Origin of the sequence: Flavobacterium aciduliphilum (genome assembly GCF_003268855.1) — a bacterium.
GTDB lineage: Bacteria > Bacteroidota > Bacteroidia > Flavobacteriales > Flavobacteriaceae > Flavobacterium > Flavobacterium aciduliphilum.
Genome location: NZ_QLSZ01000001.1, coordinates 493,402 through 515,014, shown reverse-complemented (window position 1 = coordinate 515,014; position 21,613 = coordinate 493,402). Strand labels below are relative to the sequence as shown.

Sequence of the window (21,613 nt, the reverse complement as noted above, 5' to 3'; positions counted from 1 at the left end):
AAAATGAAAACAGATATCAGAAATAGAAAAGACATCGAAAAATTAGTAAATGCATTCTATGATAAAGTCAAAACAGATGAAATTATTGGTTATTTATTTACTGATGTTGCCAAGGTAAATTGGGATTTGCATTTGCCTAAAATGTACAATTTTTGGGAAAATATTCTGTTTTATTCTGCTAATTATAGTGGAAGTCCGATGGTTGTTCACAAAGAATTACATCAAAAGAGTACTATGAATCAAGAACATTTTCAGCATTGGAACGAACTTTTCAATCAAACAGTAGATAAACTTTTTCAAGGTGCAAAAGCAGAAGAAATTAAAAATCGCGCAATGAATATTTCTGCGGTTATGATGCATAAAACATTGACATAATGTACCATCAAATTATTCTAATAATTCATTTATTGGCTGCTAGTATTTGGGTTGGCGGTCATTTGTTTTTAGTTTTAAGGATTTTACCTGCAACCATACAACAAAAAAATATTTCAATTTTAAGTGATTTCAGAACTAAATTTGGAAAAATAGGAATGCCTTCTTTATTTATTTTAGTGATTACCGGAATTCTAATGGCATATGATTATAACATTACAATTTCTAAATGGTTTTCGTTTTCAAGTCCGATTGAGAAAATAGTTTCTACTAAATTGCTATTACTTTTTACTTCTTTAGCATTAGCGATTCACGCTCAAAAAATTGTGTTTCCAAAATTGACAATAGAAAGAATGTTACCTACAATTATTGAAATTATTGTTGTAACTTTAATTGGAGTTGCAATGTTGATATTAGGAAGCTTGGTTAGAGTTGGCGGAATATAACTTCTTTATGATTTAACTCATATTTTTTGATTTTACTTTAGAATACTTTTGATAAAAATTTAAAAATATGGACACATTACAAAAAAACACCATTGGAGAATTTGTGGCGCAAGACTTCAGAACTGCTGCACTTTTTTCAAAATATAAAATCGATTTTTGCTGTAAAGGTAATAAAACACTTGACGAAGTTTGTGAAGCAAAAGGTTTAGATGTAAATAAAATGGAAAATGAAATTAATGCAGTTTTAAACACCAATTCATCATCAGAAATAGATTTTAAATCGTTTTCACCTAATTTATTAATTGATTATATATTAGAAACACATCACGAATATATCGAATCTAAAACACCTGTTTTATTGATGTATTTGGATAAATTGTGCAAAGTTCACGGCGAAAGACATCCTGAATTGTTTGAAATTAATAATCTATTCAAAATTGCTTCAAGTGAATTGCTAAATCATTTGCAAAAAGAAGAAGTGGTTTTATTTCCATTCATCAAAACAATGACAAACGCCATCAAAAACAACGAAACTATCCAACAACCAGGTTTTGGAACAGTTTAAAATCCGATTGCAATGTTGAAACAAGATCACGAAACGGAAGGCGATTTGTTTGTTAAAATTTCAGCATTAACTAATGAATACGATCCACCAATAAATGCTTGTGAAACTTATAAAGTAACATTTGCAATGCTAAAAGAATACGAACAAGATTTACACAAACACATTCATCTTGAAAACAACATTCTGTTTCATAAAGCAGTTGAATTAGAAGAAAGGTTCAATGTTTTAGATTAAATAATTCTTCCAAAATTGCATTAAAAAAGCGTGAATTACGACAATTCACGCTTTTTGACTTTAAATTAAAGAAAAACTACAATTTGAATTAATAATTGGTTTATTTTGGAAGAAGAACGTCTCCAATAACGTGAATCATACCGTTTGCAGTTGGAATAGAAGCTACAATTTCAGAGCCGTTTACAAAAGTTTTATCGCCTTTTTTAGTGATTTTCACTTTTCCGCCAAAAACCATATCAAACTCTTGTCCGTCTTGCATATATTCTGTTTTAAGCGAACCAACATAAGTGTGATAACCAAGAATATTGGTTAATTTTTCTTTGTTTTCAGGTTTTAATAAATTGTCAACAGTTCCTTTTGGAAGTTTGTCAAAAGCAGCATTGGTTGGTGCAAAAACTGTAAATGGTCCAGCATTACTCAAAGAAGTTACCAAATCAGCTGCTTTTACAGCTGCTACTAAAGTTGTGTGATCTTTGCTTCCAATTGCAGTTTGAACAATATTTCTTGCTGATGTATCATCAACAACTCCTTCTTGACCTGTAGCTTTTGTTTCGGTGTTTTCGGTTGTAGATGCAGATGTTGATTGTTCTACGTTTTTGCATCCAACAAAAGAAAGTAAGCTTACTAATAGTAATAATTTAATTGATTTTTTCATAATATTAAATACTTGGTTTATACTAGCAAAGTACTTAATTATGAAACAGTTATTTTATGAGTGCAATCATAATAATGGATGATTTTTAACTTTTTTTATTGAATAATAAGCAGTTATTCCAATTCCTGAAACAAGAATAATTGCAGCTCCAAAAAGCATTTCATTGGCAAACGGAATTACAGTATAACTAAACGATGCAATACCTTGAATCGCTAAAATTATTTCGTTTATCAAAACGCCTATTGAGAAGATAATTAATCCGATTTTTATTGGTTGGTTGAAATGAATCAAGTGATTGGCATAAATGTAAAACAACAAAAACAACGAAATAATTGCCAACAAAACCAAATGCAAATAAGCAATTACAATCGGTCTAAATCCAAAAGCCAATTGACTAATAGCCGGAATTGTTGAGCCCAGTTGAAGCAAGAATTTCACACTTAATGCAAATCCAACAAAAAGCAAAATGTATCTCAAAAAGAACGGAAAATTTTCAATAAATTCTCGTTTGGATTTGATAATAATAATTAAAAATCTAAACCAAGAATAAACTTGAATAAAAGCCGCAATTACAGTTAGAATGTAAATCCAAATCGGCAAATCCAACCAAAGTGTAGAAAGAAAATAAGCTGGAATACAAGCTGCAAAAAACAATTTGAAAACATTCTTAAAAAACGGATTATCATCTGATTTTAATTGCAAAAAAGAAAACAACAATCCCATACAAGCAAAGAAAAACCAGCCGTTATATTGAAAATGTAAATAGTAATAAATTGATGCTAAATATTCTTCTTGATGAATGTTTTTAGTAACCATCATATAAGCCAAAACAAAAGTTCCTAGTGACGAAATTACATTGAAAAAAAGTGCTGCTTTGAACCAATTTTTAGACAAATCATTGTTTGAAATCAACTTCAAATCTTTAATAAAATAATAAGCAAAAGCGCAAGCAACTACAATCGAAGAAGTTGAAAAAACAATCGAAAACAAACCATAACCTTGAATAATGAAAAAGACCAACATTCCATAAGCACAAATCAAATTGGCAATTAATACTTTATTGTATTTTTCTAAAAATCTATTTTCTATTTTCTTTATTCTTTTCTCTAAAAATCCAATCATTAATACCATTAAAGCATGGCTAATCCAGCCTGAAAAAGCAAAATGAGAATGTGAATGTTGTAAGTGTTTTTGATCAAAAAAAGGAAATTCAAAACCAATTTTATAACGCATTAAAAGTCCTAATAGAGCGACAATTAAAAGATTAATTAACGAAAATTTCAACCAGAATTTGCTGTTAAAATGCATTAGAAATATATTTTATGATTTATGATGTCAATTTTTTTATCTACTTTCATTTTTGCAAAAGCTCTTATCACTGTTTCAACCCGTAGACCTGTAAAATTGGCAATTTCTTGTCGAGTAAAAGGAACTAATTCTTTGATTTTACAATCAGAACCTTTTTTGTGAGCGTTTAAAAATGCAATAATTCTAAATTCAGGCTTTTGATTGATGATGTCTTTAGAAGTTTTAGTTTTTGAGTGAATTCTATGTGCCATTAAATTCAAAAATTGCTTCTGAATGGATGAATATTCGTCCAAAATCTTCAAGAATTTATCTTTTGACAACTTCACTATTTTAGAATCTTGAAAAGCTACTGCAGTAGCTGGATAACTTTCGTCAATAAACAGTGGTGGCTCTCCAAAACTTTGCCCATTGGAAAAATATCCTTGTGTAAATTCTTTTCCTTCATCGTTTGAATTGAACATTCTTACGCTTCCTTCTATTATTTGAAAATAAAAATTAGCCATTTCTTCTTCATCAAAAATCACTTCATTTTTCTTATATTCTTTAGCAATGGCACCCCAAGAAAACAGTAAATCTAAATCTATTTGCATAATTGATTTCGAGCTTTTTAAGTTTGAAATTGCTTTGATTACTAGCATTTCCAACTTATGGTTACAAAGTTAATTTTTATAAAATTACTAAAATTATGACCAGAATCATATAAAAAGGTAATTTTCTTAATGTAAATTTGTATCGTGAAAAAATTAGTACTCATAATAATATTTGCAATAATTCTAAAGCCGATAACCCCAGTTATTGATTATGTTGTTAACTATGAATACATTTCAAAAGTGCTCTGTGAAAACAAAAACAAACCCGAACTTAAATGTTGTGGAAAATGTCATTTGAAAAAAGAATTAGCCATTGCTTCTGAAGGTGAAAAGCCTTTAAATTCAGATAAAAAAGACAATTCTAAACAAGAAGTTGAAGTGTTGTTTTTTCAAGAAATCAAATCATTAGTTGTTGAACAAATTTATTTTCAAAATAAGTCATCAATTAACGACAACTATTCTAATCTTTACTTTCACTTGAATGGTTGTTCTGTATTTCATCCACCAACTTTTATTTCTTAAATTTTATTAGAAATCGATTCAATTATTTTGAATTGACAGGATTTTCATATCCAAAAATGTCATAAAGAAAACTCTTTACTGACACGCTATTCTATAGACTTTAATTAATAAAAAATGAAAACGCAATTAAAAAATATTTTCGCCATTTTAATTATGGCGCTAGCTTTTACATCTTGTTCTAAAGATGAAGAAGTAATAACTCCAGCTGTTGATGAATTAGAAGGATTATCAAAATTTAAAGAAATCACAAACACAACGCACACTATTGAATTGTATTCTCATATGGGTGTTGAACAAGGATTTAACGAAATTAAATTAAGAATAAAAGACAATAACACAGGGCAATATGTGAAAAATGCCCAAGTTTCATGGATGCCTCTGATGCACATGGCAATGATGACGCATTCTTGTCCAAATTCTGAAGTTGAAAAAATAGCTGCTGATGGAACTTTATATGAAGGTTATATCGTATTTCAAATGGCACAAAATACAACTGAATATTGGGATTTAAAAATCGATTATACTATTAATGGAACCGCTTACACAACTACTTCTGTTATTGATGTTCCAGCTTCGTCAGAAAGAAGAGTAGAGACTTTTACTGGCTCTGATGGAATGAAATATATTGTTGCTTATGTTGAACCACATCATCCAAAAGTTGCTGTAAATGATATGACTGTTGGTGTGTGGAAAATGCAAGACATGATGACTTTTCCTGTTGTAGATGGTTATACTGTGAAAATTGACCCAAGAATGCCAAGTATGGGAAATCACAGTTCTCCAAATAATGTAAATCCAACGCAATCAGTCGCTGGTGATTTGTACAATGGAAAAATGTCGTTAACTATGACAGGTTATTGGAAAATCAATCTTCAATTAGCAACAGCCGATGGTACAATTGTAAAAGGTGAAGCAATTTCAGATACTGTAACTTCAAGTAGTATTTACTTTGATTTTGAATTCTAATTTAAATAATATAAAAAGGTCAAATTCAATTTGGTTTTTGGCCTTTTTAAATTTAAACTCAAATGAAAAAAATACTATTTACAGTTTTTTTAGTTCCTCTTTTTTCTAATGTTTTCGCTCAAGAGACAAGTAAAGACACCTTGAAACCACTTCAAATGGAAGAGGTTATTATTATTGGAAAGAAAGCTCAAATTACTGATAAACAATCCAAAACATTGACTTCAATTGATGATTATTTGCAAAAATCTGCAAAAGTTGACATGATTAAACGTGGCGCTTATGCATGGGAACCAATTATCAATTCTATGCCAACTGAAAGAACTTTGATAACTATTGACGGAATGCGAATTTTTGGTGCATGTACCGATAAAATGGATCCGATAACTTCTTATGTTGAAGTTTCTAATTTATCAGAAGCTACGATTTGTTCAGGTCAAGAAGGCGCTTGTTTTGGAAGTACAATTGGCGGTTCGATTGATTTAAAAAGAAACCAAAATAGCTTCGGAAATAAAAAATGGGATTTCAATTTGAATTCAGGTTTTGAAAGCAATAACCAACAAAAAATCATTGGTACAGCTATAAATTATGCAAATAAGTTGTTTTATGTAGATACTGATTTTATGTTGCGTGATGCAGAAAATTACAAAGCAGGAAACAATCAAGAAGTACTGTTTTCGCAATTCAGAAAAATGAATTTTTCAGCAACTTCAGGTTTTAAATTAAGCAAAAACAAATTGATAGAAGGTTCACTAATTTATGATAAATCTACCAATGTTGGTTATCCTGCTTTGCCTATGGATGTTTCTATTGCCGAAGCTATTATTAATTCTTTAAAATATGAATACGCACCATTAAATTCTATTGTAACCAATTGGGAAACTAAATTCTATTTCAATACAATAATGCACCGAATGGATGACACCAGACGCCCTTTTGTACCAATTCACATGGATATGCCAGGTTGGAGTAAAACCTATGGTTATTATTCTAAAATTAATGCCAAACATGAAAGTCATAATTTATTATTGAATTTGAATTCGTTTTATAACAAATCTTTGGCAGAAATGACCATGTATCCAGCTAATCCAAATGAAAATCTCATGTTTATGTTGACTTGGCCCGATATTAGTACTTTTTACAATGGTTTGTTTTTAGAAGATAATTATGCTTTGAATTGTCATTCTAGTTTGAAATTTTCTGCATCTGTTGGAAGCCATTCCAATAAAGTTGAAAGCCAATTTGGATTGAATAGTTTGCAAATATTTTATCCAGAAATGAAAGCGAAAAAAGACCGATTTCTAAAAAGTTTTTCGGGAAATTATAATTATTCAGAAAATGGTTTAGAATATGGATTTGGTGCAGCTTTTGGCGAAAGAGCGCCTTCTGTAACAGAAGCTTATGGGTTTTATTTGTTCAATAGTTTTGAAAATTATGAGAACATCGGAAATCCAAATTTAAAAAATGAAAAATCGTTAGAAGGAAATGCTTTTGTAGGTTTGAAAAAGGAAAAAATAAACATCAAAATGGCATCCTCATATTTTCATATTTCCAATTATATTGTTGGAAAACCTGATGCAAGTTTGGTTCCAATGACAATTGGTGCAACTGGTGTAAAAATTTATACAGCACTTGATTATGCAACTATTTTCAATGTAAGTTTAACTTCTGAATTCAAATTTTCTAAACAGTTTAAATGGAATTCGCAGTTGGTTTATAGTAGAGGAAAAGATTTTGATAATGTGAATTTGCCTTTCATAAGTCCATTGAATTATTCAACATCATTGGCGTTTGCAAAAGATAAATTCTCATCAGAAGTTGTACTTCAAGGAAATGCAAAACAAACCAATTTTAGTGCCGTTTATGGCGAAGATAAAACGCCCGATTACGCAATAATTAATGCCAATTTCGGATATAAATTCAACTTCAATAAAAGTAAATTAATTACGAAATTTGGAATTGAAAATATATTCGATACTTATTATTCAACCTATTCTGATTGGAATAATTTTCCTAGAATGGGAAGAAACTTTTTTGTGAACTTATCAATAATTCTCTAAATAATTGCATGTGTATTTTTTATGAAATTCTTATACTTTATAATTATTTTATCAATAGCAAAATAAAATTTTTAGTTCTGTACTAAATTGACGTTTTAGGTTTTCTGTTGCCACTCCTTCCCAACGCTCAAAAAAAAATTACTGTCATGGTTTTTGGAACAAAAACGCGTTCGCAAAGCGACTCATGCCAGTATTTTTTTTTTCCAAAGCTTCTTTACATAATGTGGCATTATAGTGCATAAAGAACTATCCTGCTACTAATCAAAATCACAGATGCACTATAATAACATTATGTAAAAAAGCCGCTCACCCAACGCGCTTGCCAGTGGCTCCAGGACAACTTTTTTCTATGCTTCCTCGCACCAGCCTGCATAGAAAAAAACCGTCCTTCGCCACTGTCTTTAACAACGTTCACCATTTCATCGGAAAGTATACGGTTATAATTGCTTTTAAGAACGTACACGTTAACTGTTTTTATCAGCATTGTGGTTAAATAGGAAGTGTTTTAATTGCTTTTGTAAGTAATAAAATGGCTTTTAATCTCAGTTAATTTGCCGATGGTAAAAGCCATTTTATTACCCACAAAACCAAAATTCCCAGTAAGAGCATCATTTTTTATTTGCCAGAAACCCCACAGTTATTGCTCCAGCGAAAAAGCTGATGCCATACCGTTTTTTAAGATAATCCGCAGCATACTGAACACTGCGACTGTCAACTGAATTTCAGGCATCAGCTTTTCCACAAAAGCAATCAGAAACATCCCAATAAGCAAATAAAAAATGATACCCTTTGCGCTACTGCCAAATCGCACTCGGTAGTATAATGCATTGTTTTTTGAAGATGCTTCCCATTTTTTAAAACAAGCACATTCATAATTCATAATTATCAGTTCATAAATACGCTTAGGCATCCTCAAAAATCAAATCCATGAAAGAGTATCAAATTCTTTGGCTGGATAAATAGCTTGTATATTTTATGATTTGGTTTATTCATCCATCCAAAGAATTTGATACCCTTTCCGAAGACGTCTATCTTTCAAATCAACTCCCATTACTTTAGATAAAATCTTATTAAACAAGTACATTCTGATTGGATATTCAAAACAAAAAATAAAAAAAAAGAGAGCAAAGATAAGTTCCAGGCATTCTAAAAAGCAAGTTCAAGCCCTTCGGGTTTCAGAAAAAATCTCCACCCAAACAGTTTCGAAAGATATTTTACTTCTGATTAGACGCTACCGTTTTCAATCACGTATCGGGTAGTATTTTTTCTGAAAAACTTGCTTTTTTGAAACCCTCCACTAGACTAATGGCTTTCTTTTTTTTCTTTTTTTCTTTTGAAAAATTTAATGGGCGGAGCGTAGCGAGGCACATCTGCAATTCAGAAGAAACAACGCAAAAAATTGAAAATTAATCTAATTTTTAAAAGCCGATGTTATGCTGAAATTTATCATTAAAACCCACAAAAAAGACACTATCTACACAAAACCACATTTATTCCTACTTAACAAAGGGATGAACAGCGGAAAGCCTCAAAAAGAACCATTTACAAACAGTTTCGTTATCATTTTTGAAAATGAATCTGATTTTGACACCATAAATTTAACTGCTTATGCACTTTGGAAGACTAAATTTTGGCATCAATTCCTTAGAGGTTCAGTAATCCCATTTTTAAACCTACACGACATCAGAAAAGAATTTTCAATAAAAGTGAACCAAGAGATAAAAGACCACAAGGAACACGTTAAAAACATCGAAACTTTAAAACTTTTGGAACAAAACGAAAAACGATTCCATGAAAATCTAAATGTTATCAATGATATGCGTAGAGTTATTTTATACAGATATATAAGTAAATAAAAAAAGCCAGGTCTTGCGACTTGGCTTTAATTTTGCTTAACCCAAAGGTCACCACAACTAGGGCTAAACTTATTTTTTGTGCTTCTTATTTAGGCTTTTAAGCAGTAACGAAATCGTAAAACTAACCACGGCTCCAACGGTAGCTAAGATAACCGTTTTAGCAATATCATCAGAGGAAAGATTAGGTACAATACTTAAAAATGTGCCTCCAGCAGTTCCTATTAAAGTAGGATTATTGGATGACATTATTTTCTTTATCAGTTGTGGTCAGTTGACACACTGCAGAAATAACACCACCTGCTAATGCTACATATCCTCCAATTGTTGTCACAATTATCGGTAAACTTACTGGTGCAGTTACTATTGTTCCTCCTACAGTAGCTAAAACCAAACCAATATTTCGAAGCACTTTAAAAAACTTTGGTGTGGGTGCTGTTAGACGTCCAATTACTTTTTCCATAATTTAGACCGTTAGTTTTAATTCGCCTGAAGGCACTTTTACTCCTCCAATGGGCAAATCAATCAAAGTAAGATTTAGTAATCCACCATCAGAACTTCTACCTCCAATGTCAGATACCTCATTTAGGCAAAAAGCAATTTCACCAACAGGTCTATTTCCCCCAATTTCAAAATCAGAAATGGTATTCAATTCGCCAGTTGTCGATTTTCCTCCGATATCCTTTATTGAATTCAAACAGAAAGCAAACTCACCAACGGGTCTGTTTCCTCCAATATCATCAACAACCGAATGTAATGACGGTTCTTGTGATCGACCACCTATGTCATCAACCACTTTAAAATTTGTAGTTGTTATCGTTGGTATTTGTGAAGCACCTTCTACAATTGGATTAGATACAAAATAGGCAACTCCAATGTTGCCAAACATACAAGCATCAACATCGAGATGCCTTTTAAAATTACTTTTGGTGCTAAAGCACTACTCAAATTTTTCATGATAATTTAAGATTTAATAAAACTGTTTCTGTGCTATCTAAAGCACGATATACCAAGTTTCTCAACTTGGAAAATGCCAGTCGAGATTTTAAACCTAATCCTGGTCCACAAATCTTCGTTACTGGCGCAATACATCTATTCAATTCTTTCAAAGCATTATTAGCAGGATGAAATAGAATCAAGCTTCTATCTTTTACATCAATCACTTCCAAATGCCATTGAAACTTTCGACTGTATCGCTTTCTAATGAAATATTTCCCTTCTGGAATGCAGGAAACCTTCGTTTCGTTCATCTTCCATGGCAATTCAATGGTGTTACATATCAATTTACCTTCGCATTCGAGTTTACCATTAGTTCCGTCAGGGAAATAAGTTCTAGTGAGTACTAAAACCACTACACACCACCATCAACTTTTACCACTGCTAATGGGTTAAAAGCACCATTTTTCAACGGATACATAGCACCATTAACCTCTTGATAAAACTCAACACCCAAAGCCAAAAACAATGGTTTTGTACTTGCTGGAGTAACTGCATTTACTTGGCTTATAGCTGCTGTAGCAACTGAATTCCAAGGTAAAATAGCAGTTTCTGAATGAGTTTCGATAAAAGTCTCTGCTTCAAAATCAATCTCAGCTCCTGCAGAAATGATTTTAAAATGAGTAGTTCCACTAGGTGCAGCTATCATATTAGCAGGAATAAATGAAGCTAAATCAACGGTAATTTCACCTGCAACTCTGTCAATATTTGCAACAAAAGGAGCAAACAAACTTGTTCCCAACTTACCACGAATATTGAATTCAAAGCCAACAAGTAAATCAACCTCACCATCAATAACATTTCTTAAACCTCTTTCGCTAACCATATCCGCTTGGATAACTTTCACCATAGCTTGTGTCAAACGGCTCACCATTCTACCGTCAGCAGAATTCAAAAGCAGTGCTCTTAAAGCTGTTCTTAAAACCTTTCCGGCTTTCCCTGCTCTACCAAACTCGGAGCCATTCTCACGAGTTCTTTGAAACGCAGGATCGCTAGCGATTCTATTAGCGTCAATGCCGCCTTTTTCTCTCGCCAAATGTCCATCTTGCGTTTTGTAAAAGGTAATATCTCCGATAGTACCTTTTAATTTGATTATGCCTTTCTGTCTAGCCATAACTTCAAAATTTTGTTAAACATTCATCTAAAATCTCCTTCATTCTTTCAATCAGTTGCAACCACATTTTTTGAATGATTAAAGCAAAGTTTACAAAGCATTTCACTAAAGAAAAAGACGCAAGTGTACCATAGTCCAAAATCGACACAAGTGTCTTAAATGAACATAAAATCACATTAAATAAGTATGAAAAATTATAACTAAATTGCAAAAGATTTTCTGCACGTCAGGAGTATAGCATAGCTATATCAAAGGTATAGATAAAGTATGAAATTGAATAATCAGAGGGTATGCATCTATCCAAAGGACATACAACGAATAACAGGCAAGAGTTATCGTCAAAGTACTAGATTAATGCAAAAGATAAAAAAAGACCTCAATAAGCTCGAAAATGAGTTTCTAACTATTGAAGAGTTCTGTACATATTCAGGTATAAAATATGAACAAGTAACTCACTTGATTTTTGGTTAAAATTGGAAAATACTTCAGATAGATTTTAATCAAGATATACACAATCAAATACTTGAATAACTTGTTCAATTTTTAGTAATGTTTCTCAAACTTTTATTTGTTATATCATTGCAAATGAGTATATTTACAACTCACAAATGAAATGAATTATTTACGATTAAAAAGGGGGTAAAATCGGTTACCCAAATAAAAATTCAATTGTAACGAGCTGTTATAGAATACGTTGAAATAGGTAGTCAAATCCCTCTTTGTGCAAAATTCAATACTTTAACTTTTATCATAAAAGTTATAGAATCTATGATTTCTAAGAAATTTTAGCGATATCCATCCATTAATACTTGAAGTACGATTTAATATATTGTTGGATAAAATAAAATTAATTACAATTTCACACATTAATAATTATAAGATTAAAATAATCTATTAACGATAAATTTTTGTCATAAAAAAATAACATTTTAACTCTTTTAACTAAAGGTCCAGATGAAAGAAATACAATATTTAGACCTTATACTAAATGGTATATTTAAAAATGAACGTTTTTTAAAAAACTATATAATTAGGAAACAAAAGGAAGCTGAAAATAAATACTTTGTTTCAGAAGCAGAATTCTTCCAAAAATGCAATGAAACAATAGCTTTACTAGAAAACAGATTTGATTTTAAATTTCTAGAGAAGAGAAGAGAAATGTATGATTCTATTGAATTGCTCAAAAAAAATAACAAGCCATTTGAAAAAGAATTGGATGTAGTAAATAGTTTTACATTAGAACGCATTAATATTAACTTATCTGATATTACGAAGGGAAAAAACAAAGCTGATTTATGGTATAGTCAAATTAAGTCTTTAAAAAATAGCTTGGTTGAAATTATCATCAAAAATTTCATAACATCTACTAAAATTAAAGATTTAGACATTAACAAATACTTAAAATTTGTATTTACTAAAAAATCCATCAGTAGAGAATCTAAGAAAAATGCAGTAAAGCAGTTAATGGCAGAAATCAATGAGGAGAAAACTATTTCTAACTATCGAATCTGGATTGACTATGTCTTTAACAAACAAAACTACTGGAAAGAGCTAAAACAAGAAGATAAAAATTCATTTAAAGAATTAAGAAAAAAGTCCTTTAATGAAATGAATGATTTGTATAAAAACTTTATAATATGCAGTCCAAAGACAACCGTTGACATAGTAAATGAGTTTGAAGAAGCAATAATTGATAGATTGATCAAAGAACCATTCCAAAAAACTACACTTGAATTAATCAATGGTCAATTACCAAAGGAAATTTTCAAATTGGCTATTGTTATTGGTAAAATAGATTTTATTAAAAAAATCAACCAGCAAAAAGCAGTTAAAAGCCATATTAATAATATTAAAAGTAAAGAACTTACAATTAATGAAATTGCTTTAAAATGCGTTTTAGAAGGCATTAAACTTGATAGAAAAAAAGCAAAAGAAGAGCTTAAGGATACTATACACAATTCAAGTGATAAATTATATAATAAATATATATATTGGAGTGTGAAAGCTGAAAGAATTGGAGACCCAGGTAGTCATGCAAAATTGCGTAATAAAATTAAACTTTATGAAAGAGTTATCCAATTTTTACCTGAACATAAAAAATCGTATGCTGAGAGTGAGCTTACTACATTAGAAAGTTATTTATCCAAATATTAAAAATAGTAACCGGTTATTTTCGGTACACTAATCTTATTTGTTAAAACTTTGTTGAAATTTTAATTCAGCAAATAATGACAAATATTTTTAACATCTACCATTACAGATTAAGAACTAAAACTAACTCATTTCTTAAAGCTGGCCTTGCACAAAAGAAAGTTTGTAAGTTAAACTTCAATACTTTACCCTCAGCCAATTCAAATCCTAATTTACCATCCAACATAAACTATTTCCCTGTAGTTCATGTAGCAATTTCTAAATCAGTAAATGAATTAGAAACTAATAAATTAAATATTAAGTCAAGACTTATAGAAGAAACATTTCTAAAAGTCTTGACTTATTTAATTATAAAAAAAAGTAAAAGTAATAACCAAATTTATAAATCTAAGTAACATGAAAAAAAATGACCAAAACAGAATTTATGCAGTTACTACAAAAGTAACTGCTAACCAAAAAGCAAAATTCATTCAAGAAGCAAAAAAACACAATATCTCATTATCTGAATGGGTAAGTGGAACTTTAGAAATGGCAACCGATGCTTATTCCAAAGTAAATAACAAAGAACAACTAGAACAACTTCAAGAACAAAATGAGAATTATATCCGAATGATAAATCAACTAAATAGTGAGCTTATTTACTATAAAAAAATCATTGCCAATTATAATGAAAAAGGGTTAAATAAAGCAGAACCAATTGAAGAAGAAATAGTGTATACTCGCTTCAGAAGGAGAAAATTAAATTAGTCAAGTTGTAACTGAATACAGAACCTATAATTAAAAAATTCCAAAGAAATGATTTAGAATTTCAAAAAAACTAAAAATCAATAATACACCACATATATTAAAATGAATGCTAATACCGTATATGACGTTTTTCTAGCTCTTCCAGAAATGGAAAAGCAACGTCATATACAACTAGTAAATGAGTATATAGAGAATGAGAAAAACAAACTCCAGCAGGTATATAAGAAAAAGAATAAAAAGATTCATTTCACAAAACAAGATGCAATAGATTATTTATTGAAGAATGTGTTTACTTCAAAAAACAAAGTCAATTAAATATCAACTATAATTTTAAAGAATACTGATAATCTTATAATAACATTCACCTCAATAAGTATTTTTCTCAAAAATATCAAAAAAATAAGTATTTTTCACCTTTATTAAGTAAATTTCACTTACTTTTGAATAATCATTTTTCACCAACCATTATGAATACAAAGCATTTTTCACTAAAAATAAGTGTTTTTCACGGACGCAAAGCACCAGAAGAAGGGATATTAGTTGGTTATGGAGCAATTATAGAGGCATACAAATTAGCAATACCACTTCCTAATCAATTAGCTTTAATTAGCCCAAAAAAACGACAATACAAAACTGAAAATTGGAATGTACTTACGTCTCGTCATGAGCCAGATGACACACTGTACAAACAACTAGTTTTCGCATTAAAATACGAGGGAATAAATTTGTTGTTGTTCAAATATTTATTTGAAAAATTATCCGAAGAAGATTGTAAAGCATTAGTAAAATTGGAACCACAAGGGCAATACAGCCGAAAAATTTGGTTTTTGTATGAATGGCTATTAGAGAAAAGATTAGACATTCCTGACTTAGATAAAGGTAATTTCGTTGCTTTAGTAGATGAAAAAATTCAATTTGGATCACCACTGAGTATCAATTCAAGTAGATACCGTATAAAAAACAACTTACCTGGAACAGTAAATTTTTGCCCATTAATTTTCAGAACTGAAAAATTAGTAAACTACATTGAAGTAAATCTTTCTAATAAAAAAAATAACTATCTAAATGCTATACGTAAAGAACTACTTCAAAGAGCATCTGCATTTTTATTACTTAAAGATTCTAAGGCTTCATTTAATATAGAAGGAGAAACACCAACCAATAATCGTGCAGTTAGATGGAGTAAAGCTATTGGTCAAGCTGGTTCTAAATCTTTAGATAAAGAAGAACTATTGAGATTACAACAAATAGTAATTGAAAATACACGATTTCTTAAAATGGGTTTTCGCGAGGAGGGTGGATTTGTAGGGGAACACGATAGAATAACATCAGATCCAATACCGGAGCATATTTCGGCTAAAAGTGAAGATTTAGAGAAGTTAATCAACGGATTGATTTTAACATATGACAAACTAGAAAAATCAAATTTTAATGCTGTTTTAGCTGCTGCCAAAATCGCATTTGGATTTGTATTTATTCACCCTTATGTAGATGGAAATGGTAGAATTCATCGTTATTTAATACATCATATTTTAAGCAAAATGCAATTTGCTCAACAAGGAATGATATTCCCTATTTCGGCTTCAATTTTGAATCATATTGACGACTATCGAATTGTATTAGAATCCTACTCACATCCATTATTGGACTTCATAAAATGGAAACCAACCAAGAATCACAACGTAGAAGTTTTGAACGAAACAATTGATTTTTATCGGTATTTTGATGCAACTAAACAAGCTGAATTTTTATTCGATTGTGTAAATGACACTATAGAAAATGTAATTCCAAATGAAGTGGATTATCTTCAAAAATACGATGAAATGAAATCTTATTTAGACAATGTTTTTGAAATGCCAGATAAAGAAGTTGCTTTATTGATTAGATTCTTAGAACAAAATAACGGCAAACTTTCCAATAGAGCTATTGAAAAAGAATTTGCTGAACTAACTAGTGATGAAATAATAGATATAGAAAACCATTTTCAAATTTATTTTAAATCATAAAAAATTATAAAAGATTTAAGTAAGAGATAGTTTGTTAAATTAAAGACATAAAAATCCATTCTGAAAATTAATAAAAAACAATATTTTAAAATAAAAAAAAACTGTATATTGCAGTATATTTTTTTATCAAAACAGTACACTAATCAGTACACCAAACCGTACACCATTTTAAAGAAAATACCTTTTTAAGGCAAAAAAAATGGTTATAAATTGAGTAAAAATTCAATTCATAACCCTGAGGTCGGGAGTTCAAATCTCCCTCTCGCTACGAATAAAAAAGGTTGTCTATTATTTTTAGACAACCTTTTTTTATTTATTCTTTTTGAGAAAGATATTTGAATTAATTTTATTTAGTTGTTACTTCTTCCAACAACTGATTAAAATCCACTTGTGTTTGTGTTCCTGTTTTAAGGTTTTTTAAAGAGAATTTGGTCTCCACAATTTCTTTAACAACAAAAGGAATTGCTCTTCTTTCGGCATGTTTGAATTGTTTGTCAATTTTGGCTGCATCGGGATACAATTCTACCTTAATTCCTTGAGAACGCAACTTTTTAATGGTTTGCATGGCTTCAAAAGCTTGCGACACCCCGTAGTTTAAAAACAATACTTTTGTACTTGTTGCCACAGTATCTGGAAACAGATTTAACTCTTCTAAAACCAAATAAATGCGGTCTAAACCAAAAGAAATGCCCACCCCACTCATGTTTTTTAATCCGAAGATACCCGTCAAATCATCATAACGTCCACCACCGCCAATGCTACCCATAGCCACTCCAGTTGGTGCCGAAACTTCAAAAATGGCTCCCGTATAATAGTTTAAGCCACGTGCCAAAGTCACATCCAAATCTAAAATGGATTTTTGCAATCCTAATCTGGTTACGTTTTCACAAATAAATCTCAATTCTTCAATGCCTTTCATCCCTTCTTGAGAAGAAGCTAATAAAGTGGCTAATTTTTCTATTTTCTCTTGTATGGAACCTGTGAAATGAAATAAAGGTTGTACTTTTTGTAAGGCTTCTTCCGAAATCCCTTTTTCCATCATTTCTTTTTTGACTCCATCTTCACCAATCTTATCAAGTTTGTCAAGTGCTACTGTGAAATCAATTAATTTATCTGATGCGCCAATCACTTCCGCAATTCCAGAAAGAATTTTTCGGTTATTAATTTTAATCGTCACACCTTCTAAGCCTAATGCTGAAAAAACTGAATCATACAATTGGATTAACTCTACTTCCTGCCAAAGAGAGGTTGATCCAACCACATCGGCATCACATTGATAGAATTCTCTAAAACGCCCTTTCTGAGGTCTGTCGGCGCGCCAAACGGGTTGAATTTGATAACGTTTAAACGGAAACTCAATCTCGTTTTGATGTTGAACCACATAGCGTGCAAAGGGTACTGTTAAATCATAACGAAGGGCTTTTTCGGAGATTTTTGCAGTAAATTTGTTTAAAGAAATCCGCTCCTCAACTGAAATAGAATCGGCATCTTTAATTTGAAGTGATTCCAAAGTTGGTGGGAGCTCAATTTTATTTTTATTGTAGAAATAATTCCCAGAATTAAGTATTTTAAAAATCAACCGATCGCCTTCTTCACCATATTTTCCCATCAGGGTATCCGAATTTTCAAAACTTGGCGTTTCTATAGGTTGGTATCCATATTGTTCAAAATGGGCTCGAATAATCGAAAGGATATAATTTCTTTTGGAAACTTCTGCTGGGGAAAAATCGCGTGTTCCCTTTGGAATGCTAGGTTTAGTAGCCATTTTTCTTTAATTAATTTGAGGTTTCTGATGTATTGAGCATTTCGGTATAAACCGCACTAGAAATTTGTGAAATAACCTTCGCTAAATTATTCATTCCTTTTCCTTTAGTCATTACTGTTAATAAGTAAGGTTTTGAATTTAAATACACAATTCCTGATTCATGTAATTGATTTTCTTTATCACTTCCTGATTCGCCAAATTTGTGAGCTACAGCTATATTTTTAGGCAATCTACTTAGAATGCCATCCTTAAATTCCGTTTTAGTTAGTAATTCTGCCGCATATTCCGAATCTTCAATTGATAAATACCCTGCATTGTAAATCGCTCTCATAAAGATAGAATAATTTTTTACATTAAAATAATAATGATCAGCGCTTACGTTGGGCACCTCTAAATTTAAATCTTTAAACATTTTTCTAAGGTATTCCGGATTAATATTTTTTTCCAGTAAATAAGTAGCTTGATTATCAGAATATTTAATCATATATTCTATAAGTTGTTTTACAGTATAGCTTCCTCCAAATTGAATCGTTTTAGAAGGGAAATGTACATTTTTAGTAATGCCTAGTGGTGTATCATACTTTACTACTTGATTAAGAAAACCAGGATGCTCCTCATTAATTTTTAATGCAACCATTAATATTGGTACTTTAAATAATGATCCTGGTTCGTAAAATTCATTATCATTTACAGCAGTCCAGTCATTATTATCGTACTCTTTTAAATAAAAAGAGGCTGTAGTCAAGGTCCCTTTATTTTTTTCTTGTGTAATAATGTCCGTAACTTTTTGTTTGATAGAGGCTAAGTCTTCAGACTCACAATCTTCGTCTACCAAAAGAATAGGTTTAATATATTTTTGATCTTGAAGTCTTTTTATATTGACATTACAATAATAATTTTTCGACAAATCATTTTCTAAGGTATTGTATTGTTTGTTTTTCCATGCAACTGTTGCAAAAAAGGTTACCAAAGACATCGTTATTGCTATGATTGACGCCATTAATAACGAAATTTTTTTTCTGTACTTTTCCATTATGAATTAATTTAAAGAGCAAAATTAAGGGTTTATTTTTTAAAATATAGAGAAATTAAAAATGATTTGTAACAAAAACCATATTTTGGTAACAAATAATGATTATGAACGCCGTTTTTAGAGAAAATATTAAAATAGCCCTTGGCTCCATTCGAGCACAGTTGCTTCGAACTATATTAACAATCGTTATCATAGCAATTGGTATCACCGCATTGGTAGGGATTCTTACTGTTGTATCAGCTATCGATTATACTTTAAATTCGAAATTTGCTTCCATGGGTTCGAATACATTTACCATTAATCAATATGAATTTAAAACTCATAATGATGGAGGAAATGAAATTGAAAAAATAAACCCCATAATTTCCTATCCAGAAGCCAAAGCGTATCAAGAAAAATTTGATTTTCCACTCAGTCATACTTCGGTTTCTTTCACTGCAACTTCTACTGCTGAGGTAAAATATGAAAATGCCAAAACGGATCCTTCTATTGCTATTCTTGGGGTAGATGATTATTTTGTGTCGAATGGCGGATTTGAAGTGGTTCAAGGTCGTAATTTCAATAGTTTTGATATTTCTAATAATACGTATTCTTGTATTGTGGGCAGTGACTTTGTAACCAAAGGATTGTTAAAAGACGTTAATCCAATTGATAAAATTATTTCAATTCGCGGAGCCAAATTTAAAGTGATTGGTGTTTTGAAAGAAAAAGGGTCTACGTTTGGAAATAATCAGGATATGCGTGTTTTAATTCCTATTCAGGTCGCACGTTCTCTATTTACTGCTCCTCAAATTAATTACAGCATCAGTACCATGGTCGATAAAAAAGAATTGCTCGATGCGGCTGTTGATCATGCTTTAGTGACGATGCGAAAAGTGAGAAAACTCAATCCTGTAGAAGAAGCTAATTTTGGCATCTCTCGTAGTGATGATTTGGTCAACAGAATAGCCGAAATGACAGGCGTACTTAGTTTATCTGCATGGGTCATTGGAATCATCACGATATTGGGTTCTTCCATTGCGTTAATGAACATTATGATTGTTTCAGTAACCGATAGAACACGCGAAATTGGAGTGCGAAAATCACTCGGTGCTAAAAAAGGAACCATTGCGTGGCAGTTTTTTATGGAAACCTTACTTATTGCACAATTGGGAGGAGTTCTTGGAATTTTATTAGGAATCTTAATTGGGTATTTAATGGCCAATATAATGGAATTCGGATTTGTAATTCCATGGGGAGCCATTGTTGCTGCCGTAATTACCAGTTTTATTGTGGCTTTGGTTTCAGGACTTTACCCTGCGATTAAAGCCTCCAAACTTGATCCTATCGAAGCTTTGCGATACGAATAATATTTAAGATTCGAAACTCATCTAATACAGCGCACCATTCGGTCATTGCTGTATAGGTCTTTCTTTAATTCAATATTCTTAAACCCCATTGTATCCAATACATCTACCGTTTCTTTTCCTAAATATTGATTAATTTCGAAGAAAAGAGTTCCGTTTTCCGAAAGATGTTTTTGGGCCAATTGGGCTATTTTTCTATAAAAAATTAAGGCGTCATCGTCCGATACAAAAAGTGCGGTATGAGGTTCGTATTCTAAAACATTGGGTTTCATTTCGGCTTTTTCAAGGACACGTACATAAGGCGGATTGGAAACGATAATATCGAAAGTCGAAAACGGAAAGTCGAAAGTGGAAAGCTTTAAAACGTCGACACAAATAAAATCAACCGTTACCTTATTCATCAGCGCATTTTTTCGAGCGATTTCCATAGCCTTTTCAGAAACATCTATGGTAAAAACATCTGCGTTTGGAATATTTTTAGCTAACGAAATTGCAATGCAACCGCTGCCAGTACCTACATCCAAAATTTTCAGTCTTTCATTTTTCGATTTTCGGCATTCAAAAACAATCCAATCGACCAACTCCTCGGTTTCGGGTCTCGGAATTAAGGTGTTTTCATTAACCAAAAAAGGCAATCCATAAAAGGAAGTTTCTCCTATTATATATTGTATTGGTTTTTGTTTTTGTAATTCAGAGACAGCGTTTTCCCAACGTTTTAATTCTTCGGAATTCATTTCCATAGAAGGATTTAGCGCCAAATCAATTCGTTTTGTATTGTGAAAATGTTCCAGCAGGATGTAAAAGAAACTTTCAATTTCCTTTTCCTCATAAAAAGTAGAAAGCTTTTGTAGAATTATGGATTTATAGGTTTTTAACAGCATTAGAAT

At 31.0% G+C, this 21,613-nt stretch carries 23 protein-coding genes and 1 pseudogene; 12 read left to right on the top strand and 12 right to left on the bottom strand.

Annotation, left to right across the window (positions count from 1 at the left end; all coding sequences use genetic code 11):
• Window positions 1-3 precede the first annotated feature (3 nt).
• The 3 genes and pseudogenes from CLV55_RS02520 to ric all read left to right on the top strand — a co-directional run bounded on the left by CLV55_RS02520 (window position 4) and on the right by ric (window position 1,617).
• A complete protein-coding gene (locus CLV55_RS02520) occupies window positions 4-375 on the top strand; it encodes a group III truncated hemoglobin (protein WP_112112143.1) in 372 nt (123 codons plus the stop codon).
• Complete coding sequence (locus CLV55_RS02515; protein ID WP_112112142.1) at window positions 375-818, top strand: copper resistance protein CopD; 444 nt, start codon at window positions 375-377, stop codon at window positions 816-818. Before CLV55_RS02520 ends, CLV55_RS02515 begins: the two co-directional genes overlap by 1 nt.
• 67 nt (window positions 819-885) lie before the next feature.
• Window positions 886-1,617 (top strand): annotated as a pseudogene (gene ric / locus CLV55_RS02510) (iron-sulfur cluster repair di-iron protein).
• Between the two features lie 100 nt (window positions 1,618-1,717).
• On the opposite strand, the gene CLV55_RS02505 reads toward ric, so the two are convergent.
• From CLV55_RS02505 to CLV55_RS02495, 3 genes are all read right to left on the bottom strand, one after another.
• Window positions 1,718-2,272 carry a fasciclin domain-containing protein gene (locus CLV55_RS02505; RefSeq protein WP_112112141.1) on the bottom strand — a complete coding sequence of 185 codons (555 nt, stop codon included), beginning with the start codon at window positions 2,270-2,272 and terminating at the stop codon, window positions 1,718-1,720.
• 66 nt (window positions 2,273-2,338) lie between these two features.
• Window positions 2,339-3,580, bottom strand: coding sequence for a hypothetical protein (locus tag CLV55_RS02500; RefSeq protein ID WP_146739519.1), 1,242 nt, complete (start codon window positions 3,578-3,580; stop codon window positions 2,339-2,341).
• Window positions 3,580-4,170 carry a Crp/Fnr family transcriptional regulator gene (locus tag CLV55_RS02495; RefSeq protein WP_112112229.1) on the bottom strand — a complete coding sequence of 197 codons (591 nt, stop codon included), beginning with the start codon at window positions 4,168-4,170 and terminating at the stop codon, window positions 3,580-3,582. Before CLV55_RS02495 ends, CLV55_RS02500 begins: the two co-directional genes overlap by 1 nt.
• A 144-nt stretch (window positions 4,171-4,314) precedes the next feature.
• Here CLV55_RS02495 and CLV55_RS02490 point away from each other — a divergent pair, with 144 nt between their 5' ends.
• From CLV55_RS02490 to CLV55_RS02480, 3 genes are all read left to right on the top strand, one after another.
• Window positions 4,315-4,692, top strand: coding sequence for a hypothetical protein (locus tag CLV55_RS02490; RefSeq protein WP_245902667.1), 378 nt, complete (start codon window positions 4,315-4,317; stop codon window positions 4,690-4,692).
• A gap of 114 nt (window positions 4,693-4,806) precedes the next feature.
• A complete protein-coding gene (locus CLV55_RS02485) occupies window positions 4,807-5,658 on the top strand; it encodes a hypothetical protein (protein WP_112112139.1) in 852 nt (283 codons plus the stop codon).
• A 62-nt stretch (window positions 5,659-5,720) separates the two neighbouring features.
• The gene (locus tag CLV55_RS02480) at window positions 5,721-7,715 is read left to right on the top strand and encodes a TonB-copper family protein (protein ID WP_112112138.1); all 1,995 of its coding nucleotides are present in this window, start codon (window positions 5,721-5,723) and stop codon (window positions 7,713-7,715) included.
• A 637-nt stretch (window positions 7,716-8,352) separates the two neighbouring features.
• On the opposite strand, the gene CLV55_RS02475 is transcribed toward CLV55_RS02480, so the two are convergent.
• Window positions 8,353-8,595 carry a hypothetical protein gene (locus CLV55_RS02475; protein WP_146739518.1) on the bottom strand — a complete coding sequence of 81 codons (243 nt, stop codon included), beginning with the start codon at window positions 8,593-8,595 and terminating at the stop codon, window positions 8,353-8,355.
• Window positions 8,596-9,148: 553 nt separating this feature from the next.
• Here CLV55_RS02475 and CLV55_RS02470 point away from each other — a divergent pair.
• Window positions 9,149-9,571 carry a DUF6943 family protein gene (locus tag CLV55_RS02470; RefSeq protein ID WP_112112136.1) on the top strand — a complete coding sequence of 141 codons (423 nt, stop codon included), beginning with the start codon at window positions 9,149-9,151 and terminating at the stop codon, window positions 9,569-9,571.
• A 69-nt stretch (window positions 9,572-9,640) separates the two neighbouring features.
• On the opposite strand, the gene CLV55_RS12875 is transcribed toward CLV55_RS02470, so the two are convergent.
• From CLV55_RS12875 to CLV55_RS02450, 5 genes are all read right to left on the bottom strand, one after another.
• Entirely contained in the window at window positions 9,641-9,817 is a 177-nt protein-coding gene (locus CLV55_RS12875) for a hypothetical protein (protein WP_170122230.1), read from the bottom strand.
• Entirely contained in the window at window positions 9,804-10,031 is a 228-nt protein-coding gene (locus tag CLV55_RS02465) for a hypothetical protein (RefSeq protein WP_112112135.1), read from the bottom strand. Before CLV55_RS02465 ends, CLV55_RS12875 begins: the two co-directional genes overlap by 14 nt.
• A gap of 3 nt (window positions 10,032-10,034) precedes the next feature.
• Window positions 10,035-10,457, bottom strand: coding sequence for a hypothetical protein (locus CLV55_RS02460; RefSeq protein WP_112112134.1), 423 nt, complete (start codon window positions 10,455-10,457; stop codon window positions 10,035-10,037).
• 64 nt (window positions 10,458-10,521) lie between these two features.
• On the bottom strand, window positions 10,522-10,920 hold the full coding sequence (locus CLV55_RS02455) for a DUF5675 family protein (RefSeq protein WP_112112133.1): 399 nt from the start codon (window positions 10,918-10,920) through the stop codon (window positions 10,522-10,524).
• Window positions 10,920-11,678: a hypothetical protein gene (locus CLV55_RS02450; RefSeq protein WP_112112132.1), complete on the bottom strand. Its 759-nt coding sequence runs from the start codon at window positions 11,676-11,678 to the stop codon at window positions 10,920-10,922. The genes CLV55_RS02455 and CLV55_RS02450 overlap by 1 nt, the downstream gene beginning before the upstream one ends.
• Before the next feature lie 954 nt (window positions 11,679-12,632).
• Here CLV55_RS02450 and CLV55_RS02440 point away from each other — a divergent pair.
• The 4 genes from CLV55_RS02440 to CLV55_RS02425 all read left to right on the top strand — a co-directional run bounded on the left by CLV55_RS02440 (window position 12,633) and on the right by CLV55_RS02425 (window position 16,582).
• Window positions 12,633-13,832 (top strand): hypothetical protein, encoded by a 1,200-nt coding sequence (locus CLV55_RS02440; RefSeq protein ID WP_112112131.1) that lies wholly within the window; start codon window positions 12,633-12,635, stop codon window positions 13,830-13,832.
• A gap of 393 nt (window positions 13,833-14,225) precedes the next feature.
• Window positions 14,226-14,576, top strand: a complete 351-nt coding sequence (locus CLV55_RS02430; RefSeq protein WP_112112129.1) for a hypothetical protein — start codon at window positions 14,226-14,228, stop codon at window positions 14,574-14,576.
• A gap of 102 nt (window positions 14,577-14,678) precedes the next feature.
• The gene (locus CLV55_RS12780) at window positions 14,679-14,891 is read left to right on the top strand and encodes a hypothetical protein (RefSeq protein WP_146739517.1); all 213 of its coding nucleotides are present in this window, start codon (window positions 14,679-14,681) and stop codon (window positions 14,889-14,891) included.
• 152 nt (window positions 14,892-15,043) lie between these two features.
• Entirely contained in the window at window positions 15,044-16,582 is a 1,539-nt protein-coding gene (locus CLV55_RS02425) for a Fic family protein (protein ID WP_112112128.1), read from the top strand.
• Window positions 16,583-16,928: 346 nt separating this feature from the next.
• On the opposite strand, the gene hisS is transcribed toward CLV55_RS02425, so the two are convergent.
• Window positions 16,929-18,347, bottom strand: a complete 1,419-nt coding sequence (gene hisS / locus CLV55_RS02420; protein ID WP_112112127.1) for a histidine--tRNA ligase — start codon at window positions 18,345-18,347, stop codon at window positions 16,929-16,931.
• Window positions 18,348-18,357: 10 nt separating this feature from the next.
• Window positions 18,358-19,380 (bottom strand): serine hydrolase, encoded by a 1,023-nt coding sequence (locus CLV55_RS02415; RefSeq protein WP_112112126.1) that lies wholly within the window; start codon window positions 19,378-19,380, stop codon window positions 18,358-18,360.
• A 104-nt stretch (window positions 19,381-19,484) separates the two neighbouring features.
• On the opposite strand from CLV55_RS02415, the gene CLV55_RS02410 reads away from it, so the two are divergent.
• On the top strand, window positions 19,485-20,729 hold the full coding sequence (locus CLV55_RS02410; RefSeq protein ID WP_112112227.1) for an ABC transporter permease: 1,245 nt from the start codon (window positions 19,485-19,487) through the stop codon (window positions 20,727-20,729).
• Window positions 20,730-20,746: 17 nt separating this feature from the next.
• Here CLV55_RS02410 and prmC read toward each other — a convergent pair whose 3' ends face one another.
• Complete coding sequence (gene prmC / locus CLV55_RS02405; RefSeq protein WP_112112125.1) at window positions 20,747-21,607, bottom strand: peptide chain release factor N(5)-glutamine methyltransferase; 861 nt, start codon at window positions 21,605-21,607, stop codon at window positions 20,747-20,749.
• Between the last annotated feature and the right edge of the window lie 6 nt (window positions 21,608-21,613).